This window comes from Loktanella sp. F6476L (genome assembly GCF_023015725.1).
GTDB lineage: Bacteria > Pseudomonadota > Alphaproteobacteria > Rhodobacterales > Rhodobacteraceae > Yoonia.
The window spans coordinates 43,072-57,914 of sequence record NZ_JALKAR010000002.1 but is presented as its reverse complement, the minus strand read 5'-3'; the positions used below and the strand labels follow the sequence as shown (position 1 = coordinate 57,914).

At 55.7% G+C, this 14,843-nt stretch carries 15 protein-coding genes; 9 read left to right on the top strand and 6 right to left on the bottom strand.

Annotated features, from left to right (window positions below):
* The first annotated feature begins 25 nt into the window (after positions 1-25).
* Together MWU61_RS05495 and MWU61_RS05490 are read left to right on the top strand one after the other, a co-directional pair.
* A complete protein-coding gene (locus MWU61_RS05495) occupies positions 26-1,096 on the top strand; it encodes an ABC transporter permease (RefSeq protein WP_247127287.1) in 1,071 nt (356 codons plus the stop codon).
* Positions 1,093-1,860: an ATP-binding cassette domain-containing protein gene (locus MWU61_RS05490; RefSeq protein ID WP_247127286.1), complete on the top strand. Its 768-nt coding sequence runs from the start codon at positions 1,093-1,095 to the stop codon at positions 1,858-1,860. Before MWU61_RS05495 ends, MWU61_RS05490 begins: the two co-directional genes overlap by 4 nt.
* A gap of 100 nt (positions 1,861-1,960) precedes the next feature.
* Here the strand turns inward: MWU61_RS05490 and MWU61_RS05485 are convergent, their stop codons facing one another.
* The 3 genes from MWU61_RS05485 to MWU61_RS05475 form a co-directional block, all read right to left on the bottom strand.
* Positions 1,961-2,728: an FCD domain-containing protein gene (locus MWU61_RS05485; RefSeq protein ID WP_247127285.1), complete on the bottom strand. Its 768-nt coding sequence runs from the start codon at positions 2,726-2,728 to the stop codon at positions 1,961-1,963.
* A 108-nt stretch (positions 2,729-2,836) separates the two neighbouring features.
* Complete coding sequence (locus tag MWU61_RS05480) at positions 2,837-3,490, bottom strand: OmpA family protein (protein WP_247127284.1); 654 nt, start codon at positions 3,488-3,490, stop codon at positions 2,837-2,839.
* Positions 3,491-3,601: 111 nt separating this feature from the next.
* Complete coding sequence (locus MWU61_RS05475; protein ID WP_247127731.1) at positions 3,602-4,444, bottom strand: bifunctional helix-turn-helix domain-containing protein/methylated-DNA--[protein]-cysteine S-methyltransferase; 843 nt, start codon at positions 4,442-4,444, stop codon at positions 3,602-3,604.
* A gap of 79 nt (positions 4,445-4,523) precedes the next feature.
* Between MWU61_RS05475 and nth the strand changes: the two genes are divergently transcribed.
* Together nth and MWU61_RS05465 are read left to right on the top strand one after the other, a co-directional pair.
* Positions 4,524-5,168, top strand: coding sequence for an endonuclease III (gene nth / locus MWU61_RS05470; RefSeq protein ID WP_247127283.1), 645 nt, complete (start codon positions 4,524-4,526; stop codon positions 5,166-5,168).
* Positions 5,165-6,154, top strand: a complete 990-nt coding sequence (locus MWU61_RS05465; RefSeq protein ID WP_247127282.1) for an adenosine kinase — start codon at positions 5,165-5,167, stop codon at positions 6,152-6,154. Before nth ends, MWU61_RS05465 begins: the two co-directional genes overlap by 4 nt.
* On the opposite strand, the gene MWU61_RS05460 is transcribed toward MWU61_RS05465, so the two are convergent.
* Positions 6,126-6,836: a hypothetical protein gene (locus MWU61_RS05460; RefSeq protein WP_247127281.1), complete on the bottom strand. Its 711-nt coding sequence runs from the start codon at positions 6,834-6,836 to the stop codon at positions 6,126-6,128. The genes MWU61_RS05465 and MWU61_RS05460 overlap by 29 nt on opposite strands.
* Positions 6,837-6,994: 158 nt before the next feature.
* Positions 6,995-7,813 carry a sulfotransferase family protein gene (locus MWU61_RS05455; protein ID WP_247127280.1) on the bottom strand — a complete coding sequence of 273 codons (819 nt, stop codon included), beginning with the start codon at positions 7,811-7,813 and terminating at the stop codon, positions 6,995-6,997.
* Between the two features lie 153 nt (positions 7,814-7,966).
* Between MWU61_RS05455 and MWU61_RS05450 the strand changes: the two genes are divergently transcribed.
* A complete protein-coding gene (locus tag MWU61_RS05450) occupies positions 7,967-9,544 on the top strand; it encodes a DUF5928 domain-containing protein (protein ID WP_247127279.1) in 1,578 nt (525 codons plus the stop codon).
* Between the two features lie 9 nt (positions 9,545-9,553).
* The gene (locus tag MWU61_RS05445; protein ID WP_247127278.1) at positions 9,554-9,916 is read left to right on the top strand and encodes an HIT domain-containing protein; all 363 of its coding nucleotides are present in this window, start codon (positions 9,554-9,556) and stop codon (positions 9,914-9,916) included.
* Between the two features lie 99 nt (positions 9,917-10,015).
* Here MWU61_RS05445 and MWU61_RS05440 read toward each other — a convergent pair whose 3' ends face one another.
* Entirely contained in the window at positions 10,016-10,945 is a 930-nt protein-coding gene (locus tag MWU61_RS05440; protein WP_247127277.1) for an ABC transporter ATP-binding protein, read from the bottom strand.
* A gap of 104 nt (positions 10,946-11,049) precedes the next feature.
* On the opposite strand from MWU61_RS05440, the gene MWU61_RS05435 reads away from it, so the two are divergent.
* From MWU61_RS05435 to polA, 3 genes are all read left to right on the top strand, one after another.
* A complete protein-coding gene (locus MWU61_RS05435) occupies positions 11,050-11,232 on the top strand; it encodes a zinc-finger domain-containing protein (RefSeq protein ID WP_247127276.1) in 183 nt (60 codons plus the stop codon).
* Positions 11,229-11,888, top strand: coding sequence for a TIGR02117 family protein (locus MWU61_RS05430; protein WP_247127275.1), 660 nt, complete (start codon positions 11,229-11,231; stop codon positions 11,886-11,888). Before MWU61_RS05435 ends, MWU61_RS05430 begins: the two co-directional genes overlap by 4 nt.
* Positions 11,889-11,958: 70 nt before the next feature.
* On the top strand, positions 11,959-14,769 hold the full coding sequence (polA, locus tag MWU61_RS05425) for a DNA polymerase I (RefSeq protein WP_247127274.1): 2,811 nt from the start codon (positions 11,959-11,961) through the stop codon (positions 14,767-14,769).
* Positions 14,770-14,843: the final 74 nt, after the last annotated feature.

Genomic DNA, 14,843 nt, shown 5'->3' with positions numbered 1-14,843 from the left:
AAAATACGACATTGGGGGGACGCAGATGACCGATAGTCAAAGCTACGAAGACGTGGTTAAGGACAAAACCGAAACGCAATTCGCACAGTTCGACGACGAACAAAGAGGATTGATCGGCAAGGTCCAGCACGCGCTTCATGTCAATCCGGCCCTTGTTCCCCTGATCATTCTGGTCACAGCGATTGCGCTGTTCGGAATGATCCTTGGCCAGCGGTTCTTTTCCGCCGGCACGCTGACCTTGATCCTGCAACAGGTGCAAATTGTCGGGGTTCTTGCTGCCGCGCAGACCCTTGTTATTCTGACGGCGGGGATTGATCTGTCTGTCGGTGCGATTGCGGTACTGTGTACGGTGATCATGGGGCAATTTACATTCCGCTATGGGCTTCCGGCAGAGCTGAGCCTGATGATCGGGCTCGCCTTTGGGGGCGCTATCGGCGCGATCAGCGGGTTCCTTGTGAGCCGCGTCAAAATCCCTCCGTTCATCGTGACCTTGGGCATGTGGCAGATTGTTCTGGCATCCACCTATCTGTTTTCCCGCAACGAAACCCTGCGCAGCAGTGATCTGCGCGCCGATGCGCCTGCGCTTTTGTTCTTGGGCAACAAGATCCAGATCGGCGGGGCGAATTTCACCTTTGGTGTGATCTTGATGATCCTGATCTTTATCGCCCTTGCCTATGCGTTGCGAGCGACGGCATGGGGGCGACATGTCTATGCCGTGGGCGATGACCCAGAGGCCGCGCAACTGGCCGGTGTGAACGTCCACAAGACCCTGATGTCGGTTTATATCATGGCTGGTCTGATCTGCGCGGTGGCCGCATGGGTTATGATCGGGCGGTTCAGTTCGGTGTCGCCATCGGCATCAACCGGGGTGATCGGGAACATCCAGTCGATCACGGCGGTGGTGATTGGCGGTATCTCTCTGTTCGGCGGCCGCGGATCGATTTTCGGCGCATTCTTCGGTGCCCTCATCGTGGGCGTGTTCGAAATGGGCCTGCGTATGGCAGGGGCTGATCCGCAATGGACCTTCCTGTTGATCGGCATGTTGATCATTGGCGCTGTGGCGCTTGACCAGTGGATCAGAAAGGTATCGTCATGACACAGCAACAACCCATCCTGTCCGGCAAAAACCTTGTGAAACGCTACGGCAAGGTCACGGCCCTCGATCACTGCGACTTCGAGCTGTATCCCGGCGAGATCATGGCCGTAATCGGCGACAACGGCGCAGGCAAGTCATCGCTGATCAAGGCCCTGTCTGGGGCCGTGGTCCCCGATGCCGGTGAGGTCTATCTGGAGGGTCAGAAGGTCAACTTCAAATCCCCCATAGACGCACGTCATGCAGGCATTGAAACGGTCTACCAGACCCTTGCCATGTCGCCCGCCTTGTCGATTGCCGACAACATGTTCATGGGCCGCGAAATTCGCAAGTCAGGATTCATGGGCAAGGTTCTGCACCAACTGGATAAGAAAAAGATGGAAGAATTTGCCCGCGATAAGCTATCCGAGCTTGGGCTGATGACCATCCAGAACATCAACCAAGCGGTGGAAACGCTTTCGGGTGGTCAGCGCCAAGGTGTCGCGGTAGCCCGCGCGGCTGCGTTTGGGTCGAAAGTCATTATCCTTGATGAACCGACAGCGGCCCTGGGGGTCAAGGAATCGCGCAAGGTTCTGGAGCTGATCCTTGATGTACGGTCACGCGGGATTCCGATCATTCTGATCAGCCACAACATGCCCCATGTCTTCGAGGTCGCAGACCGAATCCACGTCCACCGACTTGGCAAACGACTGTGTGTGATTGATCCTAAGGACTATACGATGTCAGATGCTGTGGCGTTTATGACGGGGGCGAAAGAAGCTCCGTAGAATTTATGTTTATCGTCGATTGTTACAGCGTCAATTTCCGAAACCGGTCATTGGCGCAGCCGCAGCGAAAGGGTGGTTTGTCCCGGTTGCAGTCTTTGCCCTACCGCCCCGCCTCATGCTCAAATCGTTTTTTCGCGAACGCTTCGTTTCGATCCGCCTTTTGTTGGTCCTTCAGCGCCCCTTCGACGTAATCGAGGTGTGCTGCGACGGCTGTTCTTGCACCGTCCCGATCCCGCGCTTGTAGGGCCACGTTGATCGCCCGATGTTGTCCCAGCAGGTGATCGCGTGTCATGCGCTGTTTGAACATGACGGAGCGGTTGTAGAACACGCCTTCGCGCAGCAATTCATACATCGACCGCATCATGTGGAGCATGACGATGTTATGGCTCGCCTCGATGATCGCGAGGTGGAAATCAGCGTCTAGCTGCGCTTCATCCGATGGATTTCGCTTTTGGTGCGCCACTTCCATCTTTTTGAAGATACTGTCGATCACGGCCAGATCAGTGTCCGATCCAAGGTGGGCAGCGCGTTCGGCGGCAAGGCCTTCCATATCGCGCCGGAAGCTAATGTAGTCGAACACCGCCTCGTCATGTGTCGCGAAGAGCGTCACAAGGGCAGGGGCAAAGGCGGACCCGAGCACGTCGGCGACAAAGACCCCTGCGCCCGCTTTGGACACCAGCAGCCCTTGTTCCTGCAGCTCTGCAAAGGCTTCGCGCAAGGACGGCCGGGACACGTTCATGCGTTCGGATAACTCACGCTCTGACGGCAATCGTTCGCCCGGGCGTAAGATACCGCGCAGGATCAGACCTTCGACTTGGCGCACAACGCCCTTGGATAGTTTTTCCTGCTGAATAGGCTCAAACGGCATTATGTCCCCCGATATTGGTCAAATTATATGACCAGCGGAGTATGATCACAAACAAAAAAGGGCCACCCGTGTGGATGGCCCTTTTTCTGAGATGGTTAGCAGATGTGCTTAGTTTGGTGTGATCACGATTTCAACGCGGCGGTTCTGCGCGCGACCGTTGGCATTCAGGTTTGATGCAACTGGTGCATCCTCACCGCGACCCACGGACCGCAGACGTGTTGGGGAAACGCCCGCATTGATCAGGACCGATGACACCGCCTGTGCGCGACGCTGGGACAGATCAAAGTTGTAGGACGCGTCGCCGACGTTGTCTGTGTGACCGATGACGTTGATTGTGGAAGACGGGTTGTTGTTCAAGGACCGCGCCACTGCGAACAGGTCATTCTGCGCTGTGCCGGATACCGACGCGCTGTCTGTTGCGAACAGGATGTTGTTCGGCAGGGTCACTGTCAGGTTGTTACCGTTGTTCACGATACCGACGTTGTTGCCAAGCGACTGGCGCAGTTCTTCTTCCTGACGGTCCAGAACAGAACCGATACCGCCGCCTGCTGTGCCGCCGAGCAGTGCGCCGACAACGGCGCGCTGGCCGCGTTCGCTGCGGTTATCAGCAGTGGCCGCACCCAAGATTGCACCACCGATCGCGCCGATCGCTGCACCGTTACGGGTTTGGATGTTGTCGTTTGGCCCGCCTGTGCCGGAACATGCTGTGACAGCGATCAGGGAAGTGGCCGCGAAAATCATTGGGAGTTTTGTAAAGGTCATGTGTTCAGTCCAGTTAAAAGCGCACCGTAGTGCTATTGCTGCACAATCTATGCCGGAACCCTGCGCGTTATCCAATAACGAAGCGTATGATAGCGGATGTCCGCCTGTTTTCTAAGGCGCTGTTGCAGCATCGCGTCGGGCGGTTTCCCACGCCAACATCGCACGTTTGCGGTTTAAGCCCCAATGGTAGCCGCCCAATTCACCTGATTTCCGCAAAGCGCGATGGCAGGGAATCAACCAAGACACCGGATTGCGTCCGACGGCGGTGCCTACGGCGCGAACGGCCTTTGGTGATCCGATGGCCGTCGCGATTTCGGAATAGGTGGTGACTGTGCCGGTGGGAACTTGCAGCAACGCTTCCCAGACTTTGATTTGGAACGGTGCCCCGATCAGGTGGAGCGGGGTGGCGTTATCGCTCAGCGCGAAGGCGGTTTTTACCCATGGGGTCAGGTGTGCCGGATTTTCGATGAAGGTTGCGTTGGGCCAGCGCGACTGCAAGTCTTGCACGGCTGTCGCGTCGCCCATGGTTTCGGCGAAGGCCGCGCCGCAGATGCCTTTGTCCGTCCCCATGACCAAGGTGGGGCCAAAGGGGCTGTCGAACCAGCCTGAGTAGATCGTCAGACCTGCGCCGCCTTTGGCGAAATCGCCGGGGCTCATGGCCTCCCACGTCAGGAACATATCGTGCAGGCGGCCAGAGCCGGACAGGCCGACAGCGTCAGCGGTGGCCAAGGTTGTGAAACGATCCCGCAGCAGCGTCTTTGCATGCCCAAGCGCCAGATATTGCTGGTAGCGTTTGGGGGACACGCCGACCCATTGCGAAAACAGGCGTTGGAAATGGGCAGGCGACATGTCCATTTGGCCCGCGAGCGCGTCTAATGAAAGCGGCGCATCAGCCGTATCAATCACGTCGATTGCGCGGGCCATGACGCCGTAATGATAAGAGTTCTGTGTCATGTGCGGAACGTAGCGGTTTTCACCGCCCCATTGCGACCCGATTGTTGCGGTTTGTGCGGCGGGGCGGCATACGGTTTGCATGGCAAAGCAACTTGATTACAAAACCATCCGCGAGATTTTCACGCGATTTCACGAGGCCGAGGCAGAACCGAAGGGTGAGCTGGAACATGTGAATGTTTATACGCTTGTGGTCGCGGTCGCACTGTCAGCGCAGGCGACGGACGCGGGCGTGAACAAAGCGACGCGCAAACTGTTCGCAATCGCGGATACGCCGCAAAAGATGCTCGATCTGGGACTAGAAGGCGTCACAGAACACATCAAGACGATTGGACTTTACCGGAACAAGGCCAAGAACGTCATCAAGATGAGCCAGATGTTGGTCGATGAATTTGACGGAGAGGTGCCAAATTCACGTGCGGCGCTTCAATCGCTTCCCGGTGTTGGGCGAAAGACGGCGAATGTGGTTTTGAACATGTGGTGGGGACAACCTGCACAGGCAGTGGACACCCATATTTTCCGCGTCGGCAACCGGTCTGGTATTGCTCCGGGCAAAGATGTTGACGCGGTGGAACGTGCTATCGAGGACCATATTCCGGCCGATTTCCAACTGCATGCGCACCACTGGCTAATTTTGCACGGGCGCTATACATGCGTCGCGAGAAAACCAAAATGCGCGGCATGTCTGATCCGCGATCTATGTATGTTTGAGGATAAAAACCTATGAGTTCTTACGATGTGATCGGGATCGGCAATGCGATTGTTGACGTCATTGCTCCGGCTGAAGATACCTTTCTGGATCACATGGGCATCGAGAAGGGCATCATGCAGCTGATCGAAAAAGATCGTGCAGAGGTGCTGTATGCCGCGATGTCAGAACGCACGCAAACGCCGGGCGGATCGGTCGCAAACACGATTGCGGGTATCGGGGCGTTAGGCCTGTCGACCGCATTTATCGGTAAAGTGAAAGATGACGCGCTTGGCCAGTTCTACGCCAAAGGTATGGCTGATGCAGGGACAGCGTTTCCGAACGATCCGGTCGCGGGTGCAGATGCGCCAACGTCGCGGTCGATGATCTTTGTCTCTCCAGATGGGGAACGGTCGATGAATACCTATCTGGGCGCGGGCGCAGATATCGGTAGCGCAGACGTGGATGCAGCCGTGTTCGATGGCGGTAAAATCCTTTTTCTTGAGGGATACCTGTTCGACAAAGACGAAGGCAAAACAGCTTTCGCCGAAGCGGCAGCACAGATGAAAGCTGCGGGCGGGCGTACAGGGATTACATTGTCTGATCCGTTCTGTGCGGACCGTCACCGGGATGATTTCAAACGATTGATCACCGAGAGCATGGATTTTGCGATTGGCAACGACGCGGAATGGCTGACGCTTTATGAGACTGAAGACCTTGATGCGGCTCTCGATCAAGCAGCGGCGGTGTGTGACATCGTTGTCTGTACGCGGTCCGGTGATCCGGTTGTCGTGCGCGAAGGGGCGAAGTGTTTCGAGATACCTGTCACACCTGTTACGCCGGTTGATGCGACGGGCGCGGGCGATCAATTCGCTGCTGGTTTCTTGTTTGGCATGGCGTCTGGACGTCCGTTGGATGTGTGCGGCGCGATGGGCGTGATGGCCGCCAGCGAAGTGATTGGACACGTGGGGCCACGCCCGAAGGCGAATATCGGTGCTATGCTGAAACAAGCCGGGCTGCTTTGAGCCACATCTGATCAAGTGCGTCGATGGCTGCGGTATCAAAGCGGCTTTCTTCTTTCCAATATTTGCCGGATGGCACGACATAGCCAAGGCGGTCTTCCTCTGCGAGGGCCGCCGCTGCGGCTGTTGTACTGTGTGGCACCGGCAGGCTTGCGGCGGCTAATTCAGGGGGCGTGCGTGGAAACGTTAGACGGCTAGGTTCAGATGACAGGTTCACCATCGCGCAGTCCGATTGCGCCGCGAGGACCTGTAAGCGGGCGGATTTCGCTTCGAGACTGCGGAGGCTGATGTCGGCACGCAAAGGATCAGCGGTACCTGTTCCGTAGAAATGCGTTGTGGCGGCATTATACGTCATGTCGCAGCCCATCATTGCGATGACAGATGGCTTCAGGGCACCAAGCGCCCAGTAGGCCGCCGTAAAGGCCATCGTCCCACCTGCATACACAAATCCACCAAAGGTGTTTTGGACCGGAACGTAATCGGCGGACGTTACGATGCGCTGGCCGTCGTGCATGTCCACGGGGCGTCGTTCGGGCGGAAAGTCGTCTGGGTGGATCAGTAGATCCCAATCGGGGCGGATCGCCCATGCATTATTGATCGTGAGGATCAGGTCGAAATGCTGCTTGGGCCAGTCGCGGGCTGTTATAACGTTTGGCCCGCTACCGAGAATAAGAACTGTGTTCATGAATTACCCCTTTGTCTTTGCCAACTTAGGCCACGTGAACACACAGTCCAGCGCGCGCGGAAGGCTTTGGAGCCTCCGGCGGGGATATAGAGAACGTCAAAGAAGCGCGGACGCCGTGCGAAATTCAGCCGGTGGAGATCGACGGAACGTCGCGGGGTTTAATCGCCGAGTTTGGCGTGTACTTCGTGCAGGTCGATTTCGCCGATCGGCATTTTGTTCGACGGATCGTGGAAATCGTATTTGAAGAGTTCGAAATCTTTTTTGTAGATTTCATAGACCAGATGCATCGAGAGGTCGTCGAAGTAGTCTTCGACTGGGTGGGCGCGTTTCGGCCCGTGTCCTTCGCTTTCGTTGAAGCGTGGGATCGCGTTGATGTCGACAGGGGTCGGGGTGTCGATGTGATCCAGTACTTCTTGCATGCCGTCGTTGAATTTTTCGGTCCAGATGATTTTGTCGTAGCGGCCGCCATTCACGATGAAGGTAGACACGTGACCGGACATTGCTGACCAATGAATGTCAGGTTCCATCGGGCGACGCCAACGGATGGTGTCGCGCGCAAACAAAAGAAAACGGCGGAACGATTGGATTTGGTCGAACTGGAAACCGTCGTCGGGGCTGCCGACTTCGATCCCGTATTTCTGCACCAGAAGGGGGACAAGGTTGCCGCGGTAGTATTTGCCGTTCCGCTGGATACCGCAGATTTTATCAAAGAAGGACGACAGGATGCGAGTGTAAGGATTGCGCACGCACGTGAAGGCGTAGCTTTTGTGCGCTTGCACGTTGTCGGTAATCGGCTGATGGCTGTGATCTAGCGCCCATTTGTGCATGCCGTCTTTGGCATCATGGATATCGCCGTCAAAGAATTTGCCTTGGTCGGAGTAATACATGATCTGGCCAATAGTCGAACAGGCGCATTTGGGCACAACCCGATACACAACGCTTTCGCTTTCGGTCATCCAGACGCCAGGAAATCCCATAAAGTATCACTCCACAATGCGGCGAAAATGCCGCGACTTCGTCAACTGCTTAATCTGTGCATGCTAAAAAGCAAAGAAGGTCTGTAATTTCAATGTCCATTGCATGTATGTCTTGGCAACAAACACTTTACTGTGGCGATATAAGATCACCAAATGGCAAAAATTGCGTTCATATTGTTATGTCACAAAGACCCGGATGCCATAATTCGGCAAGCGACGCAGTTGACTGCGGCGGGTGATTGCCTTGCGATCCATTTTGATGCGCGTGCGCCACAGGCGGCATATGACAAGATGCGGGACGCATTGGCATCAAATCCGTCGGTGACCTTTGCTAAAAAACGCATCAAATGTGGCTGGGGGGAATGGTCCCTGGTGCAGGCGACATTGAACGCGGTGGAAGCCGCCGTTGATGCATTCCCGCATGCATCCCATTTTTACATGGTCTCGGGCGATTGCATGCCAGTGAAATCGGCGGACCATCTGCATGATTTTCTGGATCACGACGATGTCGATTACGTCGAAAGTTTTGACTACTTTGAAAGCGATTGGATCAAGACGGGTTTCCGCGAAGAACGCCTGATCTATCGCCATTGGTTCAACGAACGGACCCAGAAATGGCTGTTCTACACAAGTTTTAATCTGCAACGTCGTTTTAACATCACCCGCGATGTTCCTTCGGATATTCAGATGATGATCGGCAGCCAGTGGTGGTGTCTGCGGAGGCGGACAATCGAAGCGTTGCTCGATTTTGTGGCCAAACGACGCGATGTGATGCGGTTTTTCAAGACGACTTGGATTCCGGACGAGACGTTTTTCCAAACGCTTGTGCGTCATCTGGTGCCCGGGACGCAGATCAAGTCGCGCACACTGACGTTCTTGATGTTTACCGATTACGGGATGCCGGTGACGTTTTATAACGACCACTACGATCTTTTGTTGGGGCAGGACGCGCTTTTCGCGCGTAAGATCAGCCCAGAGGCATATGAGCTGAAAGAACGGTTAGGCGAATTGTTTGTTTCGGGCCGAACGGATTTCGACATTTCTGACGAAGGGCGCAACCTTTTTGGATTTCTAACAGGGCGTGGCCGCGTTGGGCGCCGTTTTGGTATGCGGTTCTGGGAACGCGAGGCGACGTTGGGGCGTGATCATGAGCTGATGATCATCGCTTGTAAAAAATGGCATGTCGCCAAACGCTTGGTCGCTGCGATCAAGGAAAAGACCGATATTCCTGCGATGGAGTTTCTGTTCAACGAAGACGGCAGCGACATGCCTGATCTAGGCGGGCTAGAGAATTCGGTCGAAAAACGGGCGCGTCACAGGCGTGCCTTGATCCGGATGTTGTTTGATCATCACGGGAAGAACCGGATGGTCATCTGTCTCGATCCCGGAAACTTTGACCTGATCGAGGATTTCGTCAGCGATAAAGCCAAGGTGCGTCTGTTAGAGATCAATTGCGAATTTACCGACGCCTATCTGGAAGGCCACGCCAAACGGGTGCGATTGGCGACAGAACATAGCCCTGCCGATACGATTGCGCGCCTGATCCCGACGATCCGCAACGATGTGAACTTCGAAAGTGAAAGACTGCGCGATGCAGACTTTGCACATTTCGACCGCTTGCGCGAAACGGCCGATCTTGCAGAACAGACCGACGTGCTTTCGCGGTTCTTGAATGTGGATGCCGAAACGGCGCAGGCCTTGGCTGAAACCCCTTACTTATTTGTAGATTAGAGGTGTCCGATGGACTTTAACTATGACGACCAGAACATCTTTGCGAAGATTTTGCGTGGCGAAATCCCGAACAACACCGTCTACGAGAACGATCATGCGCTGGCGTTCAACGATCTATATCCGCAGGCTCCGGTGCATGTGCTCGTGATCCCTAAAGGGCCGTATATGAGCCTTGATCATTTTGCCCGCGATGCGTCGGCGGAAGAACAGGTCGGATTTATGGCGGCTGTGTCCGAAGTTTGTCAGATCACCGGTGTCGATGCCGGTTTCCGTGCGATTGCGAATTCCCGTGATGACGGCGTACAAGAGGTGCCGCATTTCCATATGCACATCATCGGCGGTAAGCCCTTGGGGCGGATGTTGCCAAAATGAGTGCGACCGCACATTTCTGATTTGAGCAGGGGGCACGGTAACGTGCCCCTTTTGCGTTTTTGTGCGGTGATAGGCTGCTTTTGGACCTGAGGACGGAGCCTAGCGGCTTGATGTCAGCGCAAGGAACACGTCTTCGAGGTCGGATTGTTCTGTGCTGATATCGGCAATCTGGATACCTGCAGTGCGCAGAATGTCGAGGATTTGGTCGGCACTGGTTTGGGCCGTATGGTAGCTGAACGCCAACGTTCCGTCGGGCCGCGTTTGCCCGGTAATTGTGTCCGGTAAGGCAGGCAGGGACGCGTCGGTTGCCGGACGCACGACGAGCGTTTTGCTATCGAGCCGTCCGAGCAGGTTTTCCGTCGTGTCGCGCACAATCATGTCGCCGTGATTAATAATCGCGATTTCATCACACATTTCCTGCGCTTCTTCGAGATAATGCGTGGTCAGAATGATAGTCGTGCCTTGTTCGTTCAGCTTGCGCACGTTGGCCCAAAGCATGTTGCGTAGTTCAATATCGACGCCCGCGGTTGGTTCATCCAGCACAAGAATATGGGGGGTATGCACAAGGGCCTTTCCCATCAACAACCTGCGCCGCATTCCGCCAGACAGGGACCGCGCATAGGCGTCGGCTTTGTCCGTCAGGCCAATGAAATCAAGGATTTCATCGGTTTTACGTTTCGATTTTGGCACACCGTAAAGCCCCGCTTGCACATCAAGGGACCCGCGCGGCGTGAAGAACGCATCAAGATGCGGTTCCTGCGGCATGATCCCGATAGATGCGCGCGATTGGCGCGGGTTCGTGTCTTGGTCAAAGCCCCAGATTTTCACGGTTCCGGTGGTTTTGGTCACCAGCCCCGCAAGAATATTGATCAGCGTTGATTTGCCTGCACCGTTTGGACCCAACAGCCCGAAAACAGACCCGCGTGGAATGTTCAGATCAATGCCCTTAAGCGCATCTTTGGCTTCGGTTTTGCCCGTGGCGGCATAGGTCTTCGTCAGCCCTGCAATTTCGATGGCGTTCTGGGTCATGTCCGTCTTCCAATGTGTTTGTGGGCTCTGGCCATAGGCGTAGTGCTGGGCTATCAACACGATCAGATAGTCGCAACCCACCAGCAATCAAGCAGGCCTTTGACATGACCACACCCGCCCCCGAGACCCGTATTGTATCTGAATGGCGCGTGTCATGTGATGGTGGCGATGGCGCGTTGGGTCACCCACGTGTGTGGTTGTCCATTCCGCATGATACCGGCTTTGTCGAATGCGGGTATTGCGATGCGAAAATCATCCACGAAGATTTCAAAGATACTGTAAAGTGAAGCGGTTAGCCCGGCTTTTTGCTGGGCTGCTGACTGCGATCGGACTGTATCTGTTCGCGGCAGTTGTCGGGGCATTGATACCCGGACCAACGGCCAAGGTTGCGCAAGGTGCGCAGACATCTGTCGTGCTGGCCGCTGGTCCGATCCATTACGATCTGTTGATTCCCGCTGATCCAGATACGCGTCAGGCATTTGGTTTCCTGACCGATTTTGGCGTGCCTGTGGAGGGTGCTGATTGGATCGTTGTCGGGTGGGGAAGTCGCGCATTTTACACTGCGACGGGGACCTATCAGGATTTGTCGATTGGGTCTGTGCTGCAGGCCGTGACCGGTGACAGTTCAGTGATGCGATTTGATGCAGCTTATGGCGATTTGTCAGGGCTGGGGCCCGCGATTCCGTTGAGCCATGAACAAATGGCGCTATTGCGTGGCCAGATTTTACAAGGCTTGACCCGCGATGATCTGGGCGGGCCTGTCCCTGTGGCGACTGAGGGTTTCACGGCGACGGACGTATTTCTAGAAGCCGAGGGGCATTTTTCGATCCTGCGGACCTGCAATGTCTGGATTGGACAGGTTTTGCGCGGTGCGGGCGTCAAGTTGGGAATCTGGACCCCAACACCTTACGCCGTGACTCTGTCACGTTGGTGGTTCGGTTAGGCCGCAAACACGCTGGCCCATCGGCCCGTAACATGGCAAAACCGATCCAAAGCACATCGGGAGATTTCACATGAGCCAGCAGTTCGGCAAAGGCTGTCATTTGCATCTGATTGACGGATCGGCGTTCATCTTCCGCGCCTATCACGCGCTGCCGCCGCTGACGCGCAAATCGGACGGGTTGCCGATTGGGGCGGTGTCCGGTTTTGTGAACATGCTGCAACGGTATATCGAAGGCAATTCAGGCCCTGATGCCGCGACCCATGTTGCCGTGATTTTCGATAAAGGCAGCCATACGTTCCGGAACGAGATGTACGACCAGTACAAAGCGAACCGCGATGCGATGCCCGAAGATTTACGCCCGCAGATGCCGCTAACACGCGATGCGACGCGTGCGTTCAACATTGCATGCGAAGAAATCGAAGGGTTCGAGGCTGACGATATCATCGCGACCCTGTCCCATCAGGCCCGTGATGCCGGTGGTCGGGTGACGATTGTGTCGTCTGATAAGGACTTGATGCAGCTTGTTGGTGGCGGCGTTGAAATGCTCGACCCGATGAAAAACAAGCGGATCGATGATGAAGGCGTGCACGAGAAATTCGGTGTTGGTCCGAACCGTGTGGTCGATGTTCAGGCGCTTGCCGGCGATAGCGTTGATAACGTGCCGGGGGCGCCGGGGATTGGGATTAAGACCGCCGCCTTGCTGATCAACGAATATGGGGATCTGGAAAGCCTGCTCGACCGTGCCGAGGAAATCAAACAACCCAAACGCCGCCAGACGTTGATCGACCATCGGGCGCAGATCGAACTGTCGAAACGTCTTGTCCAGTTGGACTGCGAAATGGACCTGCCGTTTGATCTGGATTCGCTCGAGATCAAGGACCCCGATGCGGATACGCTGATGGGGTTCCTTCAGGAAATGGAATTCCGGACCGTTCTGAAACGGATCGCTGACAAAATGGGCGTCGAAGCGCCCGTCGTCGCTGACGCAGCACCAGTCGAGGCCGCAGCCCCCGAAGCCGTGCCGTTTGATGCGACGAAATACGAATGTGTGTCCGATCTTGCCGCGTTGCAGGTCTGGATCGACCGCATTTACGCGCGCGGCTATGTGGCAATTGATACGGAAACCACGTCTCTGAACGAAATGCGCGCGCAGTTGGTAGGCATATCGCTGTGCGTCGAAGCGGGGCAGGCGTGTTACATCCCGTTGACGCATAAGGGCGGCAAGGCGGACGACCTTTTCGGGAACGATGATCTGGCCGAAGGGCAGATGGGGTTCGGGGAATGCCTGAAAGCTTTGACGCCAATGTTGACCGACCCATCGATTGTGAAAATCGGTCAGAACATGAAATACGACAGCAAGATTTTCGCGAACCTCGGGATCATGGTTGCCCCCATCGACGACACGATGCTGATGTCCTACGCGATGCATGGCGGGATGCATAATCACGGTATGGATCTGCTGTCAGAGAAATACCTCGGACACACGCCGATCCCGATTAAGCCTTTGCTTGGTAGCGGAAAATCCGCGATCACCTTTGACCGCGTGCCTGTCGCCGATGCGGTGCCTTATGCGGCTGAAGACGCGGATGTGACGCTGCGCCTGTGGCAGATGTTCAAGCCGAAACTGCATACGGTTGGTGTGACGACGGTGTACGAGACGTTGGAACGTCCACTGGTTCCTGTGCTCGCGCAGATGGAACGGCATGGTGTGAAGGTGGATCAAGATACGCTTAGTCGGATGTCCAATGGCTTCGCGCAGAAGATGGCTGGGCTTGAGGACGAAATCCAAGAAAAGGCTGGTCGCAGTTTCAATGTCGGCTCGCCGAAGCAATTGGGCGAAGTCCTGTTTGACGAGCTGAAGTTGGAAATGCCGGGGGGCAAAGCGCCCAAGAAAGGCAAGACGGGAGCTTATTCAACGGGTGTGGAAGTGCTCGAAGACCTTGCGACCGAGCATGATGTGCCGCGCCTGATTTTGGATTGGCGTCAGTTGTCGAAACTGAAATCGACCTACACCGACGCGTTGCAGGACCATATCAATGCGGACACGGGCCGGGTGCATACGTCCTACTCTATCGCCGGTGCAAATACGGGTCGTCTGGCGTCCACTGATCCGAACCTTCAGAACATTCCTATCCGGTCTGAAGAAGGGCGGCGCATTCGCGAAGCATTTGTCGCGGATGAAGGCAAGGTGCTGGTGGCGCTCGATTATTCCCAGATCGAATTGCGCATCTTGGCGCATATCGCGGGCATCGATGCGTTGAAACAAGCCTTCAAAGACGGGCAAGACATCCACGCGATGACAGCGTCCGAAATGTTCGACGTGCCGATGGACGAAATGACACCGGATATCCGGCGTCAGGCAAAAGCGATCAACTTCGGTGTGATTTACGGGATTTCAGGTTTCGGGCTTGCGCGTAACCTGCGGATACCGCGCGGCGAAGCGCAGGGGTTCATCGACCGCTACTTCGAGCGGTTCCCGGGCATTCGGACCTATATGGACGAAACCGTCCAATTCGCAAAAGATCATCAATACGTGCAAACCCTGTTTGGCCGCAAAATCCACACACCGGAAATCAACGCAAAAGGCCCGGGCGCGGGTTTTGCCAAACGGGGCGCGATCAATGCGCCCATCCAAGGTACGGCAGCAGACGTGATCCGCCGTGCAATGGTGCGCATGCCCGATGCGATCAAGGACATGCCTGCGAAAATGCTGCTGCAGGTCCACGATGAATTGATCTTCGAGGTTGATGAAAATGCGGCGGACGATCTGATCGGCGTGGCGCGCGACATCATGGAAAATGCCAGCGATCCTGCGGTCAAACTTGACGTCAAACTTGCCGTTGACGCAGGCAAAGGGGCCAATTGGGCAGAGGCACACTAGCGCCACGCCCTGTTTCTTTGACGTATTCCAAATCCCGGGGGAGGTCTGGAGGGGGCTGGCCCCCTCCAGTGGCG